Origin of the sequence: Stieleria bergensis (assembly GCA_007745635.1) — a bacterium.
Classification (GTDB): Bacteria; Planctomycetota; Planctomycetia; order Pirellulales; family Pirellulaceae; genus Stieleria; species Stieleria bergensis.
The window spans coordinates 3,321,086-3,338,649 of sequence record CP036272.1 but is presented as its reverse complement, the minus strand read 5'-3'; the positions used below and the strand labels follow the sequence as shown (position 1 = coordinate 3,338,649).

Genomic DNA, 17,564 nt, shown 5'->3' with positions numbered 1-17,564 from the left:
ACTCGGCGAAGGAAATCAAAAGGTTAATGGTGAAGCTCGACGCAATCTTCGATCCAGGCCAAGCAGCGATTGATCTCTGCTTCTAACTCATCCATCGATCGCGTCACCGTTTCGGACTGTCTGTCCTTCAACTGGCGTTCCAGATCAGCGGCAAGGTGAGCCAAAGGTTTGGCGGACAAGTTGGCTGCCATGCCTTTGATGCTATGCGACTTTGCTTTTGCCAGAGTCTGGTTGCCGGCGCTGACCGCCGCCTGCAATTGCTGATGCTGTTTGGGCAAGTTTTGTTTGAACAGCGCGATCGCCGTTCGAGTCACATCGACGTCATCGCCACAACGAGACACGAGATCCGCCATATCGATTGCCGGCCGCGTGTCGGTGTTTGACGGAGCGTCCGGCAATTCGGCGCCAGGTAAGACGCGACGAAACATTTCCGTCAATGATTGCCGTGAGATCGGCTTGGGCAACATGGCGTCCATTCCCGCGCTAAGGCATCGTTCGCGTTGTCCCAAAACCGCTTCCGCGGTCACAGCGACGATTCGTAACGCAGCATGAGGCGAAAGACGCAGCTCGTCGGCTTCATGCATCAAGCGCAAACGCTTGGTGGTCTCATAGCCGTCGAGCACGGGCATTTGACAGTCAATCAGGATCATATCGTAAACAGCGTGTCTGGCCAGATCGATCGCCTGCAACCCACCGTAGGCGACATCGACCTGAAATCCCATCGCCTTACAAAGCTCGCTAGCGACAATCGTATTGACCTCGTTGTCGTCAATCACCAGCACTCGTCGGCCATCCCAGGAAACCGTTTGACGGGACAAGCTGACATCTTCTGAAGCAGCTTGACCAACGATACTTCCCGCGTTCAATGCCGTTGCGAGCTCAAGCCGACGGATCGGGGGATCCAGGCTGCCAGGTGCACCGTCAGTCAGGTCCGGTGAATGCGGACTCAGTCCCCAAGTCACAATGGGAACGTCGGTTCCTAAACGCTGAATCGCTGTTCGATCGTTGGCCGAGAGCCGTGTTGCATCAGCAAGCACCACCTCAACGCAGCCAGCCAACGCCGCAACCGTTTCCTCGATCGACTCGTCGGCCTTGGGCTGTTGGATCGCGAATCCCCATTGTTCCAAATAGCGGCGTACGACTGTTGCGTGTAGATCATCATGGGAAAGGAGCAGCACGTTGCGGGGCTGCAAGGAATCCAAAGCCAGACGCACCTCTGCCGCCCTCGGCAGGATTTGTGTGCTGGTCCGCATCGGTAGGTTCACAACAAAGGTGCTGCCCTGTCCCGGTAGGCTGTGGCAATCAATCTGTCCGCCCATCGCGTCAATTAGTTTTAAGCAGATTGACAGCCCCAACCCCGTGCCGCCAAAGTTCCGACTCGTTCCGGCCTCGGCCTGCACAAAGGGCTGGAAGATGCGGTGTTTCTGTTCCACCGAAATACCAACACCGGTGTCGCTAACGCGTAGCGTGAGAACATGCCGCGCCGAGTCGTATTGAACGTCCACACGGATGTGCCCAAAGTCCGTGAACTTCACGGCATTGTTAACAAGGTTCAGCGTGATCTGTCGTAGTCTGAGTGGATCACCGACCAATGAATCGGGAATCGACTGATCGATAAACGCGTCGATCTGCAAACCTTTGGCGAGTGAAGCATGAGCCTGCATGCTAACGGTGTCGTTAATGATCGCTTCAATCGATAGTGGGACGGACTCGATTTCCAGTTGGCCTGATTCAACCTTGGAGAGGTCTAAAACATCATTGATGATCGCCAGCAACGTTGTCGCTGAACTCTGCGCGATGCCCAGATACTTTTTCTGACGTTGCTCCAGCGCGTTATCATCGATCATGTCCAACATGGCAATCACACCGTTCAGTGGAGTGCGCATTTCATGGCTCATCCCGGCAAGAAATTCGCTTTTGGCATGGCTTGCCGCTTCCGCCTGCTCTTTTTCGATCGCCAACGTTTCGGCGCGCAGGCGTTCGGTGATATCGACAACGGTCCCTTCGTAGGACTGCAAGTCTCCATGGTGATCTCGAACCAGGCGTGCATTGATGCTGACCGTACGTTCGCCTTGGTCGCCGGATTGAATGGTCGTGCGAAAATCCTGAACCCGATCACTGTCGTCCAACTCATTTAGCAATCGAGCATTGTCGTTGCGTTGCAGAAACAACCCTGGATGTCGCTGACAGTGGGCTAATAGAGCCTGCGAGGAATCGAAGCCCAGCAAACTGGCGAGTGCCGGATTGGCGTGCTGAACGGTCCCGTTTGCATCGGTTTGGAAGATGCCTTCGGAGGCTCGCTGGACGACGTCTTTGAAATGCCCTTGGACCTCCAGACGTGAAGACATTTCATCGCGAACCTGATCAAGCACGCGGTTGTACTCGGCGGCGATTTGCCCCACTTCCGTATTGGGAACAATGCTGACACCGCGTTTGAAGTCACGGTCGCGTCGATGCCGAGCCATTTCGGTTAATAGATCACGCAGATCAGAATTCGCGTGGTGTTCTGCAACGTTCAGTCCGATGTATTCGTTTCTCGCAGTCGCTCGCAACGGCAGCCAGCGGTTGGCGAGAAACAAGATTACCAGGCTGACGCCGAAGGCCCAACACATCACGACTCCGCAACCGATGGCCTGAACCGAGAGTTGTTGCCAAAAGGCATTGCCGTTTTGCCAGAGGGCAGGGCTGCCGAAGAGCGCCACCGACAGTGTTCCCCAAACACCTGGCAGACCGTGTGCCGGCACTGCGCCCACCACGTCATCGATTTTCATGCGTTCCAACCAGCCAACGCACTCGGTACACAAAATCGCCCCCACGGCAGCGATCACGATTGCTGCTTGGGGAGTGATCAAATGACAGGCCGCGGTCACCGAGACCAAGCCCGAGACCACGCCATTGGCAACAATCGCGACGATGTGATCCACTTTTCGGAATGAGCCCCAGACCAATGCGACCACACCACCGGCTGCGCCTGCCAAGAGGGTATTGCAAATGATGCCGGGAACCTTGTCGTCAAAGGCGAGCCCAGCGCCGCCGTTAAATCCGATCCAGCCAAACCACAAGACCAACGTACCGAGCACCACAGAGGGCAAACTGCTAGCATTGATTCTGCGACGTTTTTTGCCAAACCTCCCGATCCGTGGACCAAGGACCACAAGTGCCGCCAGCGCCACCCAAGCGCCAACCGAATGCACCACCGTCGCACCGGCATAGTCGATGAAGCCTATTGACTGCAGCCATCCCGTGTGATCGTCATCCCACAGTCCGCCCCAAACCCACTGACCCACTATCGGATAGATCAGTCCGCTGACCAGGATGTTGATCAGCAAGTAACCTCGGAAACGCACTCGCTCTGCAACCGCGCCACCGATCAGCGTTGTCGCGGTTCCACAAAACACCGCTTGGTATAGAAAGAACGAGAACAACGACGACGACCATGACTCGCCACCACCGGAACCGGGAAACAGGACAATGGTGGGGATGGCATACATGACGCCAAACCCGACAAGCCAAAACACGATGATCGAGATACAGAAGTCGACCAAGTTCTTGATTGCAACGCTGATGCTGTGCTTCGTCCGCGCTGCTCCACTTTCCAACAAACAGAATCCTGCCTGCATCAGCAGCACCTGTGCGGTGCAGATCATCACCCACAGTTGATCGAGATTCCGGACGTCGTTCATCGTCGATACAGATCCGCAGACAGGTTGTCAGTCGGTTGAGTTTGATTGTTGACACAAGGACGCCGACGCCGGCCATGCAGACACGGTTGGTCGAAACACACATGACGCCAGCCTGGACGAGCTGGCAATCCAGCTTTGCCCGTTGATACGGCCCAACAAGCCCGCCCAACAAGCGCGCTCAACAAGCCAATGGCTGCCTACCCGCGCAGCACGCCAACGCACTCCACACGGACAGAGTGGCAACAGTAGCTTTCAGCGCAGAGGGAAATGAACTCCCTGAAATGCCGTTCGATAATAGAAACCCCGCACACCTGCCAACTCAATGCTGTGGGAACGTACCGATTGCGACGGTCGTATCAGGGCCAGGTGTTAACGCAGAGTCGCGCTAGCTGGATTAAGAAGCCATGGACAGGCGGGTCAGCAAGCTGTTGGCAGGCCCCAGTGAAGCTGGGAATCGATGCATCTCAGGGTGTAAGAGATGAGCCAGCAGTTCCAGCGAGTCGATCAGCGAAGGACCGGGGCGATTGAAGTACTGGGAGCCATCCAGAATTGCAACTTGCCCGCCTTTGACGCAGGGCATTGCTTCCCAATGAGGGTTTCCAGAGAGCTGCTGAATGTCGGTCATGGATCGCTGAATGGAATAGCCACAACAGGCGACAACGATCATCTCTGGATTGACATCCTGAACCTGCTGCCACGTCGTCTTTGTACTAGGCTGGCCAGCGGTTCCCAGAAGATCAATTCCTCCAGCGAGCCGGACTAACTCGGGATTCCAATGACCGGCAACGAAGGGCGGGTCTAGCCATTCTAAAAACACCACGCGACGACGACGTAACGTTTCGCTGCGTTCAGCGATCGTGTGAACGCGACGCTGCAGCTGGACAAGCAATTTCTGGCCTTCGCCACGACTTGCCGTCACGGCCGCCACTTGACGAATGGAATGGTACAAACCGTTCAAAGACATCGGACTCAGATCGACGACCACCGGGGAGTCCTCCATCGAGTCGGCCAGATCCTGAACTTGCTCTTGATCAACGGCACACACCTGACACAACGACTGAGTCAGAATCACCGTCGGTTTCAGTTTCCGCAGCAGGGCTTCATTGATTGTATAGAGCGCCGTGGACTGCTGGAGCTGCTGACCAACGGCGACATCAATCTGCTTGCTGGACAGGTTGGCTGGAATCGTCGAAGCGGTCACCACTTTGGGCGCACCAGCACCGGCAGGAATGGCACACTCATGAGACACTCCGACCAGCTTGTCCTCCAATCCAAGAGCGCAAACAATGTCCGTCGCACTCGGCAACAGCGATACAATTCTCATCCTATGCAGGCAATCCATTCAGCAGCGAATCGAAACAGCGTTAAGTTCAGCGAGAGCATGCCAAATCGACAAGCAGGTTCGCCCCCAGGGGGACCGCTCGCCGGCAGCACTCTTGATGAATCATAACGCGGAACATGAAGTCGACCAGGAATAAATCCCGCCAAGATCCATTGGCCTGACCGAAGCAGCAAAGTATCTCGATCCGATCGGTCTCTGAATAGGGGAGCGAGTCAGATTTTCTGAACCATCTGGGTGTGTTCGCGCCGGAAGGGTGGCCAACCGCCGCCTGCAGCCCGAAAAACGTGCGGCAGATTCGAACCACCGACGCAGGGCAAGCTAGACTCCCGGCAGACGGTGCACGCGGCTGGCCGGAACAGCAACCGAATCGGGGTCCGCCAGCAGCAGACATCCAGCTGATCACGCTGCTGATCGCGCTGCTGATCGCGCTGCTGATCGCGCTGCTGATCGCACAGCGGATCGCAATACTTGCACCGACGATTCAACCACCAACGCTCGCCAGCGAGACCATCATGCAAACCCGAATGCTTTGGATTGTTCTGTCCTTCATTGCCGCCACATGCTTGACGCTACTGCCACTCGGCGAGGCACAAGCCGAATCGGCTAGCGGCCGCTGGAAAGGTGGCTGGTACAGCAACAGCACGGGCCATAAAAGACCGATGCGTGCCAAAATCTGGAAAGTCGATCAGAACAACTATCGAGCTGTGTTTGTGGGCCGTTTTGCAAAAGTTGTTCCCTTCGCTTACCCCGCCCGACTGCAGCGAGTCCCTGGTAGCAACGTCTACCGGTCGGCGACTCGACTGCCGCTGCTGGGGCAGTATCAAATGAATGCCACCATCAAGGGGCGGCAGTTCAACGCGTCCTATTCCAGCAAACGCGATCGTGGTGGCTTTCGCATGTCGCGTCGTTGATCAAAAGGCTTGATCGCGACGGTACTCGCCCGCTGGAACCACTGCTCCCGCCTGACTGGACAGGCGGACGTCACCGATAATGCGAACCCCTGATTCAAAACGCAGGTCGCCAGTCACCTGCAAACGGCCCGCATCGCATAACGACGGTGCCTCTGGAATTCGCTGCTGTAGGTCATCGATCAACCCGTAGTAATCGGCCTGCAGTTCAACCGTTGGCGGAATGCCGTTGCGTCTGGGGATCAGACCGACGCTGTAATCGTCATGCAAAGCATAGGCATCGGAGCGAACCGCCAGCAGATCGCCTGTCGTTTTCACCGGCGCAAAACGAGACCTTGGCACACGAATGGCGGTGCTCCCGGGCAGTGTTGCAATCGCGGCTCCCATGGCGGTTTCCAATTGATAAACCGCGGGTGAATCAGAATCGGTCGGGTCAACCTTTTTGCGATTCACAATCGTCGGCATTTCAATCCCGCCAGGCTTGGAACGCATCTGTTCGTCAATGGCTTCTAAGTCCAACCATAGGTTGTTGGTGTTGAAGTACCGGTGACGCTGCACGTCTTGAAACAGTTCCGCTTCGTCTGGATGACACTGTGATCTTTCGCGCAGTAGAAACTTGCCATCATGATCCAGTGCCAAGTGGCCACCTTTGCGATCGGCAGCCGTGCGGTCGGCGACCTCCATCAAGAATGAAGCGCCCGTTTCCACAAAGTGGCCGAGCAATCTGGTGTCAAGCGTTGCGCCAAGGTTATCTGAGTTCGACACAAACAGATAGCGCCGGCCCGCGCCCAGCAGTTTGCCCAACATGCCGCTGGTGACCAAGGCGGCATAGATGTCCCCGTGCCCAGGCGGACACCACTGCAGAATCGGATTGTCTGGCCACTGAATGGGCAGCAGCGACTGAGCATCGAGCTTGGGAACTTGGTGTTGCTGGAAACACATGACCGCCGAAGCGTCCGCGCCGGACGCTTCCAGGACAGCCTGAGTCTCAGCCGCGGTCGAAAAACTGTTCATCAGCACCAGCGGGACAGACAGTTGGTTTGCCTGTTGCAGAATCAGATCCAGGAACGTGAATTTGCCGCGGACCTTGAGCAGCGATTTCGGTCCTTGCAGTCCCATCGACGTGCCAAGGCCACCGTTTAGCTTCAGGATCGCCGTCTGCGGTAACGCCCGACTGCCAGCCCGAGCGGCATCGCTGTGCAAGGTGTCCGCATCCAACAACGAATGGGCCGGTTGCAGCGTCTCCTCACGGAGATACGTCTCTTTGCCCGAGACCAGTTGCTCGTAGTGTTGAGCAAAGCCTGCGATCACAATGTCTGGCAACGCGGCATCTCGCAATGTCTGCTCGACGATAGCGAACGCGGAAGACTGATTCATAAGAGTAGTTTCGGAAGTAAAAAGGACCCGCGAGGGCAGTGGCAGTGACAAAGACTAGCTTGCCCGGAAGCCGAACGACGCTGGCTGCCAAGGATTAGGGCTTCTTCAGCTGGACGGGTTTCTTGCGTTTGGGATAAAGCGAGCGGCACATTTCGCAGACCGTTCCATCGCATCCACGAGCCGTGCAGAACTCACGACCGTAAAAAATGATTTGCAGATGCAAGCGGTTCCAATGATCGCGTGGAAACAGTTTCTTCAGTGACTTTTCTGTGTCAACCACATTCTTACCACTGGCGAGCCCCCAGCGCTGAGCGAGCCGGTGGATATGTGTATCCACAGGAAACGCCGGGACTCCGAAGGCCTGAGCCATGACGACGCTGGCTGTCTTGTGCCCAACACCGGGCAGGGCTTCCAATGCGTCCCAATCCTCAGGCACATGAGAATCATGTTGATCTAAAATGATTCTCGACAAGTTGGCGAGGCTCTTTGATTTCTGCTTGGACAGCCCCAGCGGCCTGATGATCTCGTAGATCGCGGCCTGCCCCATAGCAGCCATCGTCTCCGGAGTGCCGCCCACCGCAAACAGCGCCGGCGTGATCTCGTTGACTTTCTTGTCCGTACACTGAGCACTCAGAACCACCGCCACCAGTAAGGTGAACGGGTCCCGATGATCTAAAGGGATCGGCGTTTCAGGATACAAGTGATCTAGCGTTTGCAAAACATGATCGGCGCGTTCTTGCTTTAGCATCTGGACATTGACCGAAAGAGTGACTGGGATGCCATCGCCGACAGAACCACGCTCTGGATGCGAGCTTTATCGAGCTCGTCTGGTCGACAACGGAGGTGCAAAGCGATCAGTTCTTGACCGGCACGCGTTTCATATGTGTGAAGGCTTTTCCGGTTGCCATTCGTCCACGTCGCGTCCGGAGGATTAGCTCGCTGCGAAGCAAGAACGGTTCGACCTCGTCTTCCAGCGTGTCGCCGCTAACGTTCATGGTGTGAGCAATGGCGTCCAGTCCAGCCGGACCACCGGCAAAGACGCGGATCAACGTGTCCAAGTAGTTTCGGTCCTGCTTGTCCAGCCCCAGCTTATCGATCCCAATCATGTCCAAGGAGTCACGAGCCACACCCAAGCTGACGTCACCCTTGGTTTTGATCTGTGCGTAATCTCGCACCCAGTGCAAACGATTGTTTGCCAGTCGTGGTGTACTGCGACTGCGTCTCGCAATCTCGTTCGCTGCGGCATCGTTGACGGACATGGACAACTTGTTGGCATTGCGCTGCACCAATTGGCAAAGCTGTTCCTGGGTGTACCAGCCAAGGTGTTCACGAATCTGAAAGCGATCGCGCAGCGGCGCACTTAACATGCCAGCTCGGGTGGTCGCGCCGATCAATGTAAACGGCTGCAGTTCAAGGTTCAACGTACGTGCGTTGACACCTTCGCCCAAGACAATGTCGATTCGAAAGTCTTCCATCGCGGTGTACAAGTACTCTTCAACCGCTTTGGGGATCCGATGGATTTCGTCAATGAACAAAACGCTGTGAGCGGAGACGTTGGTCAGATAGGGAACCAAGTCCTTGGGCGCCGTCAGACCGGCCCCATTGGCCATCTGAACCGTGGTGCCCATTTCAGCCGGGATCACCGTTGCGAAGGTGGTCTTGCCTAAGCCCGGTGGCCCATCAAAGAGGATATGGCCGAGCGGTTCGCCCCGGCCGAGGGCAGCATCAATGGCAATCTTCAAACGCTCGATGACATCTTGCTGGCCAACCATCTCGTCCAACCGCCGAGGTCGCAGCCCCGAATCGGGCTCTGCACCGCGAATGATCTCCTGTGGCGAGGCATGTGACTCCCCCGCCTGATCCGCAGGTTCCTGTGCCGCATCATCGGGTTCAGCTGAATCCTGTCCGTCGTAGAATTTCTCTCTGGCCATGGCGTCGCGTGGTTGCTCCGTTCCCTAACTTCCTGTCGGAATTTCCTGCCTGATTGGGCGTTTCCATCCTGTTGGCTTGATCGCTGCATTCCTGCTTAAAAAGCTAACTGGACAAGCCAACCATGTTTTAGCGTATTTTGTGCGGTTCGTCGGCCCCTAGAGATTACAGCGGCCAGCCAATCACCCCTCAGCAAGTTACAATCAGAGCCAAACCAGCGTTGCATCCCCCAAAGCATGGATTTCCTGTGACCACTGAAGAGAATTCCGCTGACCCGATCGACTGTAGCGATCCGGCGATCGTGGCCAAGTACGAATCGTACCTCCGTATGCTGGCACAAACTCAGATGCGCCGCAAACTGCAGGCCAAGTATGGGGCGTCGGACATCGTTCAACAAACCATGCTGCAGGCAGTGCAAGCACTGGATGGATTTCGAGGCGAGAACGAGGCCCAGTTCCGCAAATGGCTTCGGCAGATTCTTTCACACCACCTTTGCCATCTCGATCGTGACATGCATCGCGACAAACGCGACGTGCGCCGCGAACAGTCGATGGAAGACAAACTGGCGAAGTCATCGATGCGTTTGGAAGGCCTGCTTCAAGGCGATGTCGCACGCCCCAGCCAAAACGTCATGCAGGGCGAAGCCGTGCTCGCACTTTGCCAAGCCATCGATCGACTGCCCAACGAACAGGCCGAAGCGGTTCGCATGCACTACTTGGACGAAATGAAAGTTTCCGAAGTCGCCGAAGCGATGGACAAAACCACCGCCGCCGTCGCGGGGCTGTTGCACCGAGGCGTCAAAACGCTGCGACGGATGGTTGAGAACTAAGGCTTGATCGAATGCCTCAGCCGCTCCGCTGAATGCCAGCCAGCGAGAATCAGGCGAGCTTCAGTTCACCGCGCAGCGACTTCATCCGAGCTAGCTTGCTGGTCTGGGCAGCTCTTTGCCCCAGCAATGCCATCAAAGTACTTTCGCTGGCCTGGTCCACTTGATTCTCGGCATCGCCGTGACGGATCGAAGCAAAGAAGGCTCGCAATTGAGCTTGTGTTGCAACCATCGACGCCGAAGGCTCCGCCGACTGCCAGGTCACATTCCCGCTGCGATCAAACAGTTTGCCATTCGAAAAGTCTGCGTGACCCTGGGTCCCGTAAAGCCATTCGCCGGTACGCTGCCATGAATTCGCAGCGCGTCGAGTGTGCGAGATCAATGAAACGTGATCGGCAAACTCGAATTCAATGCTCTGATGCTGGAACGCTAACTCGCCAGCTTGTTGATGGCCCGATGGCTGAACGGCGTTCTGCTGATTGGCCAATTCGGCGTCGCTCAAACTTGCCCAGCCCGCTTGTCCCTGTGCCGTTAACAGTGGCCGGCCGATCACGCGGCGCAAAACATCCAGTCCGGCAACATGCTGTTCTAGCAGCACATCGCCGCCGGTCCAGTTGAACTGGTTCCAATGAGCCAGTTGCTCCTTTTCGGATCGGGCGACGTGCTTCTTCAGAGAACCGCTATTGCAGTAGGACTTGGCGTAGATGATGTCACCAATGCCGCCCTGTTGCACTTGAGCGATCAAGTCCAGATCACGCTGATCATACTGGCGTTGGAAACCAACGTGAACGGTCAGTCCTTGTTCTTTTGCCACAGCGGAAGCATTGACGACCTGCTTCAAACCATTCAGATCGGCCGCCATCGGCTTTTCAATGAATACATGTTTGTGGTTAGTGATTGCGTCCACCGCAATCCCAGGTTGGCAAACCGGCGGCGTGGTGATGAACACCACATCGACATCCTGCAACGCTTGATGAGGTAGCAGCGGCTGTCGAATCGAGCCGCCTGAGGTCAACAGATTGCAGTGGTCTGCCAATCGTTCCGGATGACGACTTTTGATGCTGCGAAAGACGCTTTGAGCACGACCGCGATTGTTGTCAACCAAGGCCGTGATCTCAATGGCATCATCATCCAACGATGCCATCGCATCGAGCAGTTGCCGGCAACGGCGACCGCAACCAACCATCGCGATCCGCAGCTTGCTCTGTTTTGAACTGGCGATCGCTTTGGTCGCAGCGCTGGCGCCAGCGATCGCACCACCGGCAATCATTAGACCGCTGCCACGAATAAAATCGCGCCGATCTTCTTGATATTTACCAGCGTTGGCCGAGGTGGGATTCGAGTCGACGATGGGGCGGGACTCAGTGGGGTTTGACATTTAGGTCCTTTCTCGCATCTTCTTTCGTGCTCTGGAGAGCATCGGCCCGATTGAGTTTTCGCTGATCCCGTTGCGTTCACTGATCTGTCGATACGACAAACCTTCCAGATGGTACTGACGGACGACGGCAGCCTCAGTGGCATCGAGCTGTTCCATCAAATGCATGATTTCATCACGGTCATCAATGCGTTCAATCGGATCGGAATCTGGTTGCTGCTGAGCCTGCCATTGAGCGTTGTCACCGCTGGACGCAAGCGTGCGTTGCAGCATGCGACGGACGACCACGCGTCGCCCAATCACCGTCAGATAGGTCGCCAACGAACTGTCGTTACGAAACCGTCGCAACACAGCTCGATCATTTGACAACAGCGCCAAGAAAATCTCTGCCACTAAATCGTCTCTCAACGCTGCATCCAACTCCAGACCTCGCGCCCGAGCCGTATGGTTCACCACGTGGACCATCAAACCTAGGAATCGATCGACGAAGTCCTGCCAAGCACCTGGAGCGCCCTCAAGACATCGTTTGACAAGTTTTCGGTCAATGTCTGATAGTGTCACGTGACCTATGCCTCAGGCAAGATTGAGTGCTCGTTAGGAAGCTTCCAATGCGTCGGCAGAGTAAAGGATACGGCCCCATTCTACCGCAATGGGCGATCACCGGCCATTTCAATCAAGGGGGCAAGATCGCTTTGTCAAAATAATGCAGCGACACGCAACACGTCCACTCAACGCGGCCGCTTCATTACACCTGCACCTCGCTCACCCATTCCCCGCACCATGGGGCGCGATTCCGCCAACGTTTGCATCATCGAGCATCGCGAAAGGGGGGGGAGTGAAACACTGCCTGCGGTCCCACAATCTAACCGCCAACCAATGATCAGCGGAGACGATGAAGTCCTTCTTATGGAAATTTTTTTCATCCAGTTTGCCAGCTGGAAGCCGCAATTGGCCCACTCGCTAGGACTATCTTTGTCGCAACGAATGGACTTGCCTACATCCGATTGCACGACCTGCGACAGCGATTCGGGTCGTATCAGTGTTGCGGCCCGGCAAGGGGACGCAGGCGGCACAAATTCTATTCGTGCGGGTAAGCGATGACCTATGTTTTCCAGTTGCCCGAAAACCCTCATCGTCCCACTGATTGATATGAATAACAGCAGCCATAGTGACCAGGCCACACGGTCGGCTAAGAACGCAGACGGATCCACCGAGCCACAGGCAAGCAAGGTGGACGATCGATCACGCAGCGACTTTGACATCTCCAGTTTGCTCAACCGTCTGCAAGTGATGACCGAGGCTGTGACCTCCGATCCGATGCCTCGTCCACCACGGTCGGCTCGCAGTGGCAACAATCAGCTGACGGCCGCCCGCCTTGGCCACGCCAATGCCTTGTTCTATGCGCTGCGCGCCAAACATGCCGCAACGGCGGCTCACGGTTTAAGAGTCTCGCTGTACTGTAGTGCATGGGCCGAGCGACTGAAGCTCAATCAAGCCGCGCAAACGCGGATCGAAATCGCCGCCTTGCTCCACGATTTGGGCAAGATCGGCATCCCGGATCGCATCTTGCGCAAGCCCGGCAAGCTAACCGCTGACGAGCAGCAACTGATGGCGACCAATCCTGAATTAGGATGCGAGATCCTAAGTGGCTGCACCAACGATGAGGGCATTCTTGAGATCATCCGTCACGCCCGGTCTTGGTACGCCGGGCCTCGCGCCAACGCCCAGTGCTGTGGCGACGACATTCCGTTTGGGGCGCGCATGTTGGCGATCGCCGACGCCTTCGACGCGATGACCACTGAACAGGTCTACCGGCCGGCGATGAGCCTGGATCGGGCGCTTGCAGATTTGATCCAGGGTGCTAACACTCAGTTTGATGGCACGCTTGTTCGCGACTTCCATCGCTTGTTGGAAGCCAGCCCCGAAATCCTTCAAGGCACCGTCGCACAGCGCTGGTTACTGGAGTTACGCCCCGAAGACAGCGCAGCGTATTGGACCGGCGCGGCCAGTGGCAACACCCCCAGCACATCCGCTTCATCAGCCACGTCCAACGATCGCCAATCGTCGTTCAATCAACGTCTGCTTTCAACATTGAAAGACGGCGTCGTCTACACCGACAACGCCGGTACCGTTCTCCAGTGGAATCGCGGCATGGAACGGTTAAGCGGTAAATCGGCCGAAGCCATGGTTGGCAAGCTATTCACCGGCGACGCGATCGGTTTGCTCGACGATGATGACCAGGACTTCCCAGAATGCCCGATGACCGAATGCCTTCGCACAACGCATCCTGTGCACCGTAAGATGAGGATGGAACGCGACAACCAAGAAAACGTCGTCATCCACGTTGATGTCACTCCCGTGATGAACAACGAAGCTGGCCTATCGGGAACACTGATTGTTGTGCGGGACCAGTCCGACCAAGTGCAATTGGAAGAACGCCTGCATCTCTTGCACGAAGAAAACAGAATCGACCCACTGACTCGCGTTAGCAACCGAGGGCACTTTGACCGGCGTCTGGAAGAGCTCGTGTCGATGAATGTTGACGGAGAATCCACGTTCTCGTTGATTATCTGCGACCTGGACCATTTTAAAAGCGTGAACGATCGCTTCGGTCACCCCGGTGGCGATGCCGCTCTGATTGAGTTCGCTGACTTGCTGCGACAACACCGACAAGAAGGTGACCTGGTCGCGCGATACGGCGGCGAAGAATTCTTGTTGCTGGCCATCGACTGTGACAACGCCTCTGCAGCTCGCCGCGCCGAGCAGATCCGCCAGTCGCTGGAAGCTCTGCCCATCACTGCGTTGGAACAAGAGAGTCTGACCGCCAGCTTCGGCGTCACCGAATTTCAGTCAGGTGATTCACCAGAAACCATCGTTGCCCGCGCCGATCGTGCTCTGATCAAAGCCAAGGACAATGGTCGCAACCGCGTGGTCCAGTTGGGCCTTGGCAAAATGTCCGAGTTCAACGGAAACCCCGATGAGGAACGACGCGGCTTCTTTACCAAGACGTCGGGCAGTGACAAGCTCATTGTCGACCTCGTCACACCCGTTCCCGCTGACATGACGATCGAGAAACTACGCGGCTTCATCGCGGATCATCATGCGGACATTATTGATGTCGCCGAGTCTCAGGTGACGCTCGCCGTCCAAGCCTCCAAATACAGTGGCGGGCGCCGCAAAGTCGATCAACGCATCAACTTTCAAATTCGCATGACGCTTAGCGAAGCCCATCTGGACGAAGTCAAAGGACTTGGCGGACGCTGCGAATACACCAAAGTGCACGTCGAACTCGGCCCCAAACGCGGACGTGATCGTCGTAAACGCGACTACCAACTGGCTGCAAATTATCTGCTGGCCAGCATCAAGTGTTACCTGATGGCCGACACCATTGAGCCCTCCGAATGAGCGTCTCTGCGCTCTGAATGGCAATCACGCCTCGCAGGCACGCTTGGGAGCTGAGGCTGGTGAATCAGCGCTGGTGAATCTGGGGCAACGCGAATCTGGGGCAACGCGAATCTGGGGCAACGCGAATCTGGGGCAACGCGAATCTCGGGCAACGCGAATCGCACGCATGATCATCATCACGATTTGCCTCGCATGACGCTTCGCGACCGGCAATGCTCCCCGCGCTTCGCGACCGGCAAAAATCGCCTGGCTTCGCGGGGATCACATCTAGCCGAAATCTGACCGGTCTGGCACATTGTGTGGTACAGGAAAGTGAGCCAAGTTCGCTCGCCGCGGAACACTGAACTGCCAGCCGTTGATCATCAGCCAGATTGGGTATCGCTCCATGCCTTCGCCTTCCGAACTCTTTCAGTCCGCGGCACCGACGCCCTTTGATCTGAACCAGCCCTTTCCGCCTGCCGGTGACCAGCCCAGAGCGATTGAACAACTGACCAATGGCTTTCTGTCGGGCAAAACTGCTCAAGTTCTGCTGGGAGCCACCGGTACCGGCAAAACCTACACCATGGCCAACGTGATTGCGAATCTCAATCGCCCCGCGTTGATATTGAGCCACAACAAGACGCTGGCCGCGCAGTTGTACGGCGAGTTCAAGGAATTCTTTCCCACCAACGCCGTTCATTACTTCGTCAGTTATTACGACTACTATCAACCCGAAGCCTATATCCCGCAGCGCGATGTCTATATCGAAAAGGATGCTTCGATCAACGAGGACATTGACCGGCTGCGACTAGCGACCACCAGCAGCTTGGTCAGTCGCCGCGACGTTGTGATCGTCGCCTCGGTCAGCAGCATCTACGGCTTGGGATCTCCGGATGACTACAAAAAGTTGGTGATCAGTGTTACCAAAGGGCAGGTGATTCGCAGAGACGCGTTGCTGTTAAGTTTGGTCGATGTGCTGTACGATCGCGGCGACCACGACTTCACACGCGGCAAGTTCCGAGTCCGTGGCGACAGTGTGGAACTCTGGCCCAGCTATGAAGAGTTCGCCTATCGCATTGAGCTCTGGGGAGACGAAGTCGAAAAGATCTCGATCATCAATCCCTTGACTGGCGAGACCTTGGATGTGGTTGAGCAGTTCTTCATCTATCCCGCCAAACACTTCGTGATGCCGGAAGATCGGATCGGACGAGCGATCCGCGTGATCCGCGAAGAACTCGCTCAGCAAGTGGCGCTGTTCCAAAAACAGGGCAAGTTACTGGAAGCCGAACGACTGAACTCACGCACCAAGTTCGACCTGGAAATGCTTAGCGAGGTGGGGCACTGCCCGGGCATCGAAAACTACTCGCGTCCGCTTTCCGGAAAACCACCCGGATCGGCGCCGGACACGCTGTACGACTTCTTTCCTGATGACTTCGTCACCTTCGTCGATGAATCACACGTCACCGTGCCTCAGGTGCGAGCCATGTACGCGGGCGACCGCAGCCGTAAACTGACTTTGGTCGATCACGGTTTCCGATTGCCAAGCGCACTGGACAATCGGCCAATGAAGTTTGAAGAATGGGAGCAGCGCACGCATCAGATTTGCTTTGTTAGCGCCACTCCCACCGACTATGAACTCGAACGCACGCAAGGTGAAGTGGTCGAGCAAATCATTCGCCCCACCGGTCTACTCGATCCAGAGATCGAAGTGGTCTCTGCGCGTGGGCAGGTCAATCACTTGATCAAAGAGATCCGGCTGCGGGCCGAACGCGACGAACGCGTGCTCGTCACCGCGCTGACCAAACGTCTTGCAGAAGACTTGGCCAACTATTTCCAAGAGCAAAACATCCGCTGCCGCTGGCTTCACAGCGAGCTGAACGCGTTTGAACGAATGGATCTGATTCAAGAGTTGCGTACAGGACAATTCGACTGCTTGGTCGGTGTGAACCTGCTTCGCGAAGGACTGGATTTACCGGAGGTGTCGCTGGTTGCGATTCTGGACGCTGACAAGGAAGGCTTTCTGCGTAGCGAAACAAGCTTGATCCAAACCATCGGCCGTGCCGCGCGAAACGCCAATAGCCAAGTGATCCTGTACGCCGATAAAGTGACCCGATCCATGCAAGCGGCGATCGATGAAACCGAGCGTCGCCGCAGCCTGCAAATGGCACACAACGCCAAACACGGCATTGTCCCCAAAACGGTTCGTTCCAAAATCAAAACCGGCATCGATTCCGAGGCAGCCAAACGACAACAAGCCAACTCCCGCGTCCAAAGCGTCCAGGACACCCAGTTGGTCACCATGCAGATGCTGGACAAACTGGAGCAAGAAATGCTGGCCGCCGCCGAAGAACTGCAGTTCGAAAAAGCAGCACAATTACGAGACCGATTCAAGCAGTTGAAGCCCCACGTCGGCAAGCCACTCTCAGAGATCGAGTTCACTGAAAAAGAAGCCCCCAGCGGCAGCCGTCAAAAACGAGGCGGTAAGGGGACAAAGGGCGCTAAAGCACGTTCAATCCCCCGGCCCAAGTCAAAGTAAACCCGACTATCAACCGCAGGCCGTTACAACCGGTTTCCTAAGCGGCAGCGTCCCACCAGCAAACCGTGGCAACGCCAGAACAGTAGAGTGCCGAGCTTGCACGCACCAAAAAACGTGACAACGCCAACCGCAACCAGCCACAGCAAAACCCTCCCCGGCCGGGCATTGAGACAATCAATTCCCCCGCCTTGCAACTCTGTAAAT

At 56.2% G+C, this 17,564-nt stretch carries 11 protein-coding genes; 4 read left to right on the top strand and 7 right to left on the bottom strand.

All coding sequences use genetic code 11. The annotated features are described in order from the left end of the window. Nucleotides 1–23 precede the first annotated feature (23 nt). Nucleotides 24–3,683 (bottom strand): ATP-binding protein, encoded by a 3,660-nt coding sequence (locus SV7mr_RS11485; protein WP_145272098.1) that lies wholly within the window; start codon nucleotides 3,681–3,683, stop codon nucleotides 24–26. A 394-nt stretch (nucleotides 3,684–4,077) separates the two neighbouring features. Continuing rightward, nucleotides 4,078–5,007, bottom strand: coding sequence for a cobalamin-binding protein (locus SV7mr_RS11480; protein ID WP_419188408.1), 930 nt, complete (start codon nucleotides 5,005–5,007; stop codon nucleotides 4,078–4,080). 302 nt (nucleotides 5,008–5,309) lie between these two features. On the opposite strand from SV7mr_RS11480, the gene SV7mr_RS11475 reads away from it, so the two are divergent. Next, on the top strand, nucleotides 5,310–5,936 hold the full coding sequence (locus SV7mr_RS11475) for a hypothetical protein (protein WP_145272094.1): 627 nt from the start codon (nucleotides 5,310–5,312) through the stop codon (nucleotides 5,934–5,936). On the opposite strand, the gene SV7mr_RS11470 is transcribed toward SV7mr_RS11475, so the two are convergent. The 3 genes from SV7mr_RS11470 to ruvB all read right to left on the bottom strand — a co-directional run bounded on the left by SV7mr_RS11470 (nucleotide 5,937) and on the right by ruvB (nucleotide 9,241). Beyond that, nucleotides 5,937–7,310 (bottom strand): UTP--glucose-1-phosphate uridylyltransferase, encoded by a 1,374-nt coding sequence (locus SV7mr_RS11470; RefSeq protein WP_145272092.1) that lies wholly within the window; start codon nucleotides 7,308–7,310, stop codon nucleotides 5,937–5,939. It lies immediately after the preceding gene. Nucleotides 7,311–7,404: 94 nt separating this feature from the next. Continuing rightward, nucleotides 7,405–8,058 carry an endonuclease III gene (gene nth / locus SV7mr_RS11465; RefSeq protein ID WP_145272090.1) on the bottom strand — a complete coding sequence of 218 codons (654 nt, stop codon included), beginning with the start codon at nucleotides 8,056–8,058 and terminating at the stop codon, nucleotides 7,405–7,407. Nucleotides 8,059–8,164: 106 nt separating this feature from the next. Next, nucleotides 8,165–9,241, bottom strand: coding sequence for a Holliday junction branch migration DNA helicase RuvB (gene ruvB, locus SV7mr_RS11460; protein ID WP_145272088.1), 1,077 nt, complete (start codon nucleotides 9,239–9,241; stop codon nucleotides 8,165–8,167). Nucleotides 9,242–9,486: 245 nt separating this feature from the next. On the opposite strand from ruvB, the gene SV7mr_RS11455 reads away from it, so the two are divergent. Continuing rightward, complete coding sequence (locus SV7mr_RS11455; RefSeq protein WP_419188407.1) at nucleotides 9,487–10,068, top strand: sigma-70 family RNA polymerase sigma factor; 582 nt, start codon at nucleotides 9,487–9,489, stop codon at nucleotides 10,066–10,068. A gap of 49 nt (nucleotides 10,069–10,117) precedes the next feature. Here the strand turns inward: SV7mr_RS11455 and SV7mr_RS11450 are convergent, their stop codons facing one another. Both SV7mr_RS11450 and SV7mr_RS11445 read right to left on the bottom strand, forming a co-directional pair. Beyond that, a complete protein-coding gene (locus SV7mr_RS11450; protein ID WP_145272086.1) occupies nucleotides 10,118–11,443 on the bottom strand; it encodes a Gfo/Idh/MocA family protein in 1,326 nt (441 codons plus the stop codon). Next, nucleotides 11,444–12,001, bottom strand: a complete 558-nt coding sequence (locus tag SV7mr_RS11445; RefSeq protein WP_145272084.1) for an RNA polymerase sigma factor — start codon at nucleotides 11,999–12,001, stop codon at nucleotides 11,444–11,446. A gap of 588 nt (nucleotides 12,002–12,589) precedes the next feature. Here SV7mr_RS11445 and SV7mr_RS11440 point away from each other — a divergent pair. Then, nucleotides 12,590–14,845, top strand: coding sequence for a sensor domain-containing diguanylate cyclase/phosphohydrolase (locus tag SV7mr_RS11440; RefSeq protein ID WP_419188406.1), 2,256 nt, complete (start codon nucleotides 12,590–12,592; stop codon nucleotides 14,843–14,845). Between the two features lie 385 nt (nucleotides 14,846–15,230). Beyond that, complete coding sequence (gene uvrB, locus SV7mr_RS11435) at nucleotides 15,231–17,360, top strand: excinuclease ABC subunit UvrB (protein ID WP_145272080.1); 2,130 nt, start codon at nucleotides 15,231–15,233, stop codon at nucleotides 17,358–17,360. Nucleotides 17,361–17,564: the final 204 nt, after the last annotated feature.

Bases quoted from the DNA above. Each gene is read 5' to 3' on its own strand.
- SV7mr_RS11450 (WP_145272086.1), bottom strand. From the start codon at position 11,443: ATGTCAAACCCCACTGAGTCCCGCCCCATCGTCGACTCGAATCCCACC.
- SV7mr_RS11470 (WP_145272092.1), bottom strand. From the start codon at position 7,310: ATGAATCAGTCTTCCGCGTTCGCTATCGTCGAGCAGACATTGCGAGAT.
- ruvB (WP_145272088.1), bottom strand. From the start codon at position 9,241: ATGGCCAGAGAGAAATTCTACGACGGACAGGATTCAGCTGAACCCGAT.
- SV7mr_RS11440 (WP_419188406.1), top strand. From the start codon at position 12,590: ATGAATAACAGCAGCCATAGTGACCAGGCCACACGGTCGGCTAAGAAC.
- SV7mr_RS11480 (WP_419188408.1), bottom strand. From the start codon at position 5,007: ATGAGAATTGTATCGCTGTTGCCGAGTGCGACGGACATTGTTTGCGCT.
- nth (WP_145272090.1), bottom strand. From the start codon at position 8,058: ATGCTAAAGCAAGAACGCGCCGATCATGTTTTGCAAACGCTAGATCAC.
- SV7mr_RS11485 (WP_145272098.1), bottom strand. From the start codon at position 3,683: ATGAACGACGTCCGGAATCTCGATCAACTGTGGGTGATGATCTGCACC.
- uvrB (WP_145272080.1), top strand. From the start codon at position 15,231: ATGCCTTCGCCTTCCGAACTCTTTCAGTCCGCGGCACCGACGCCCTTT.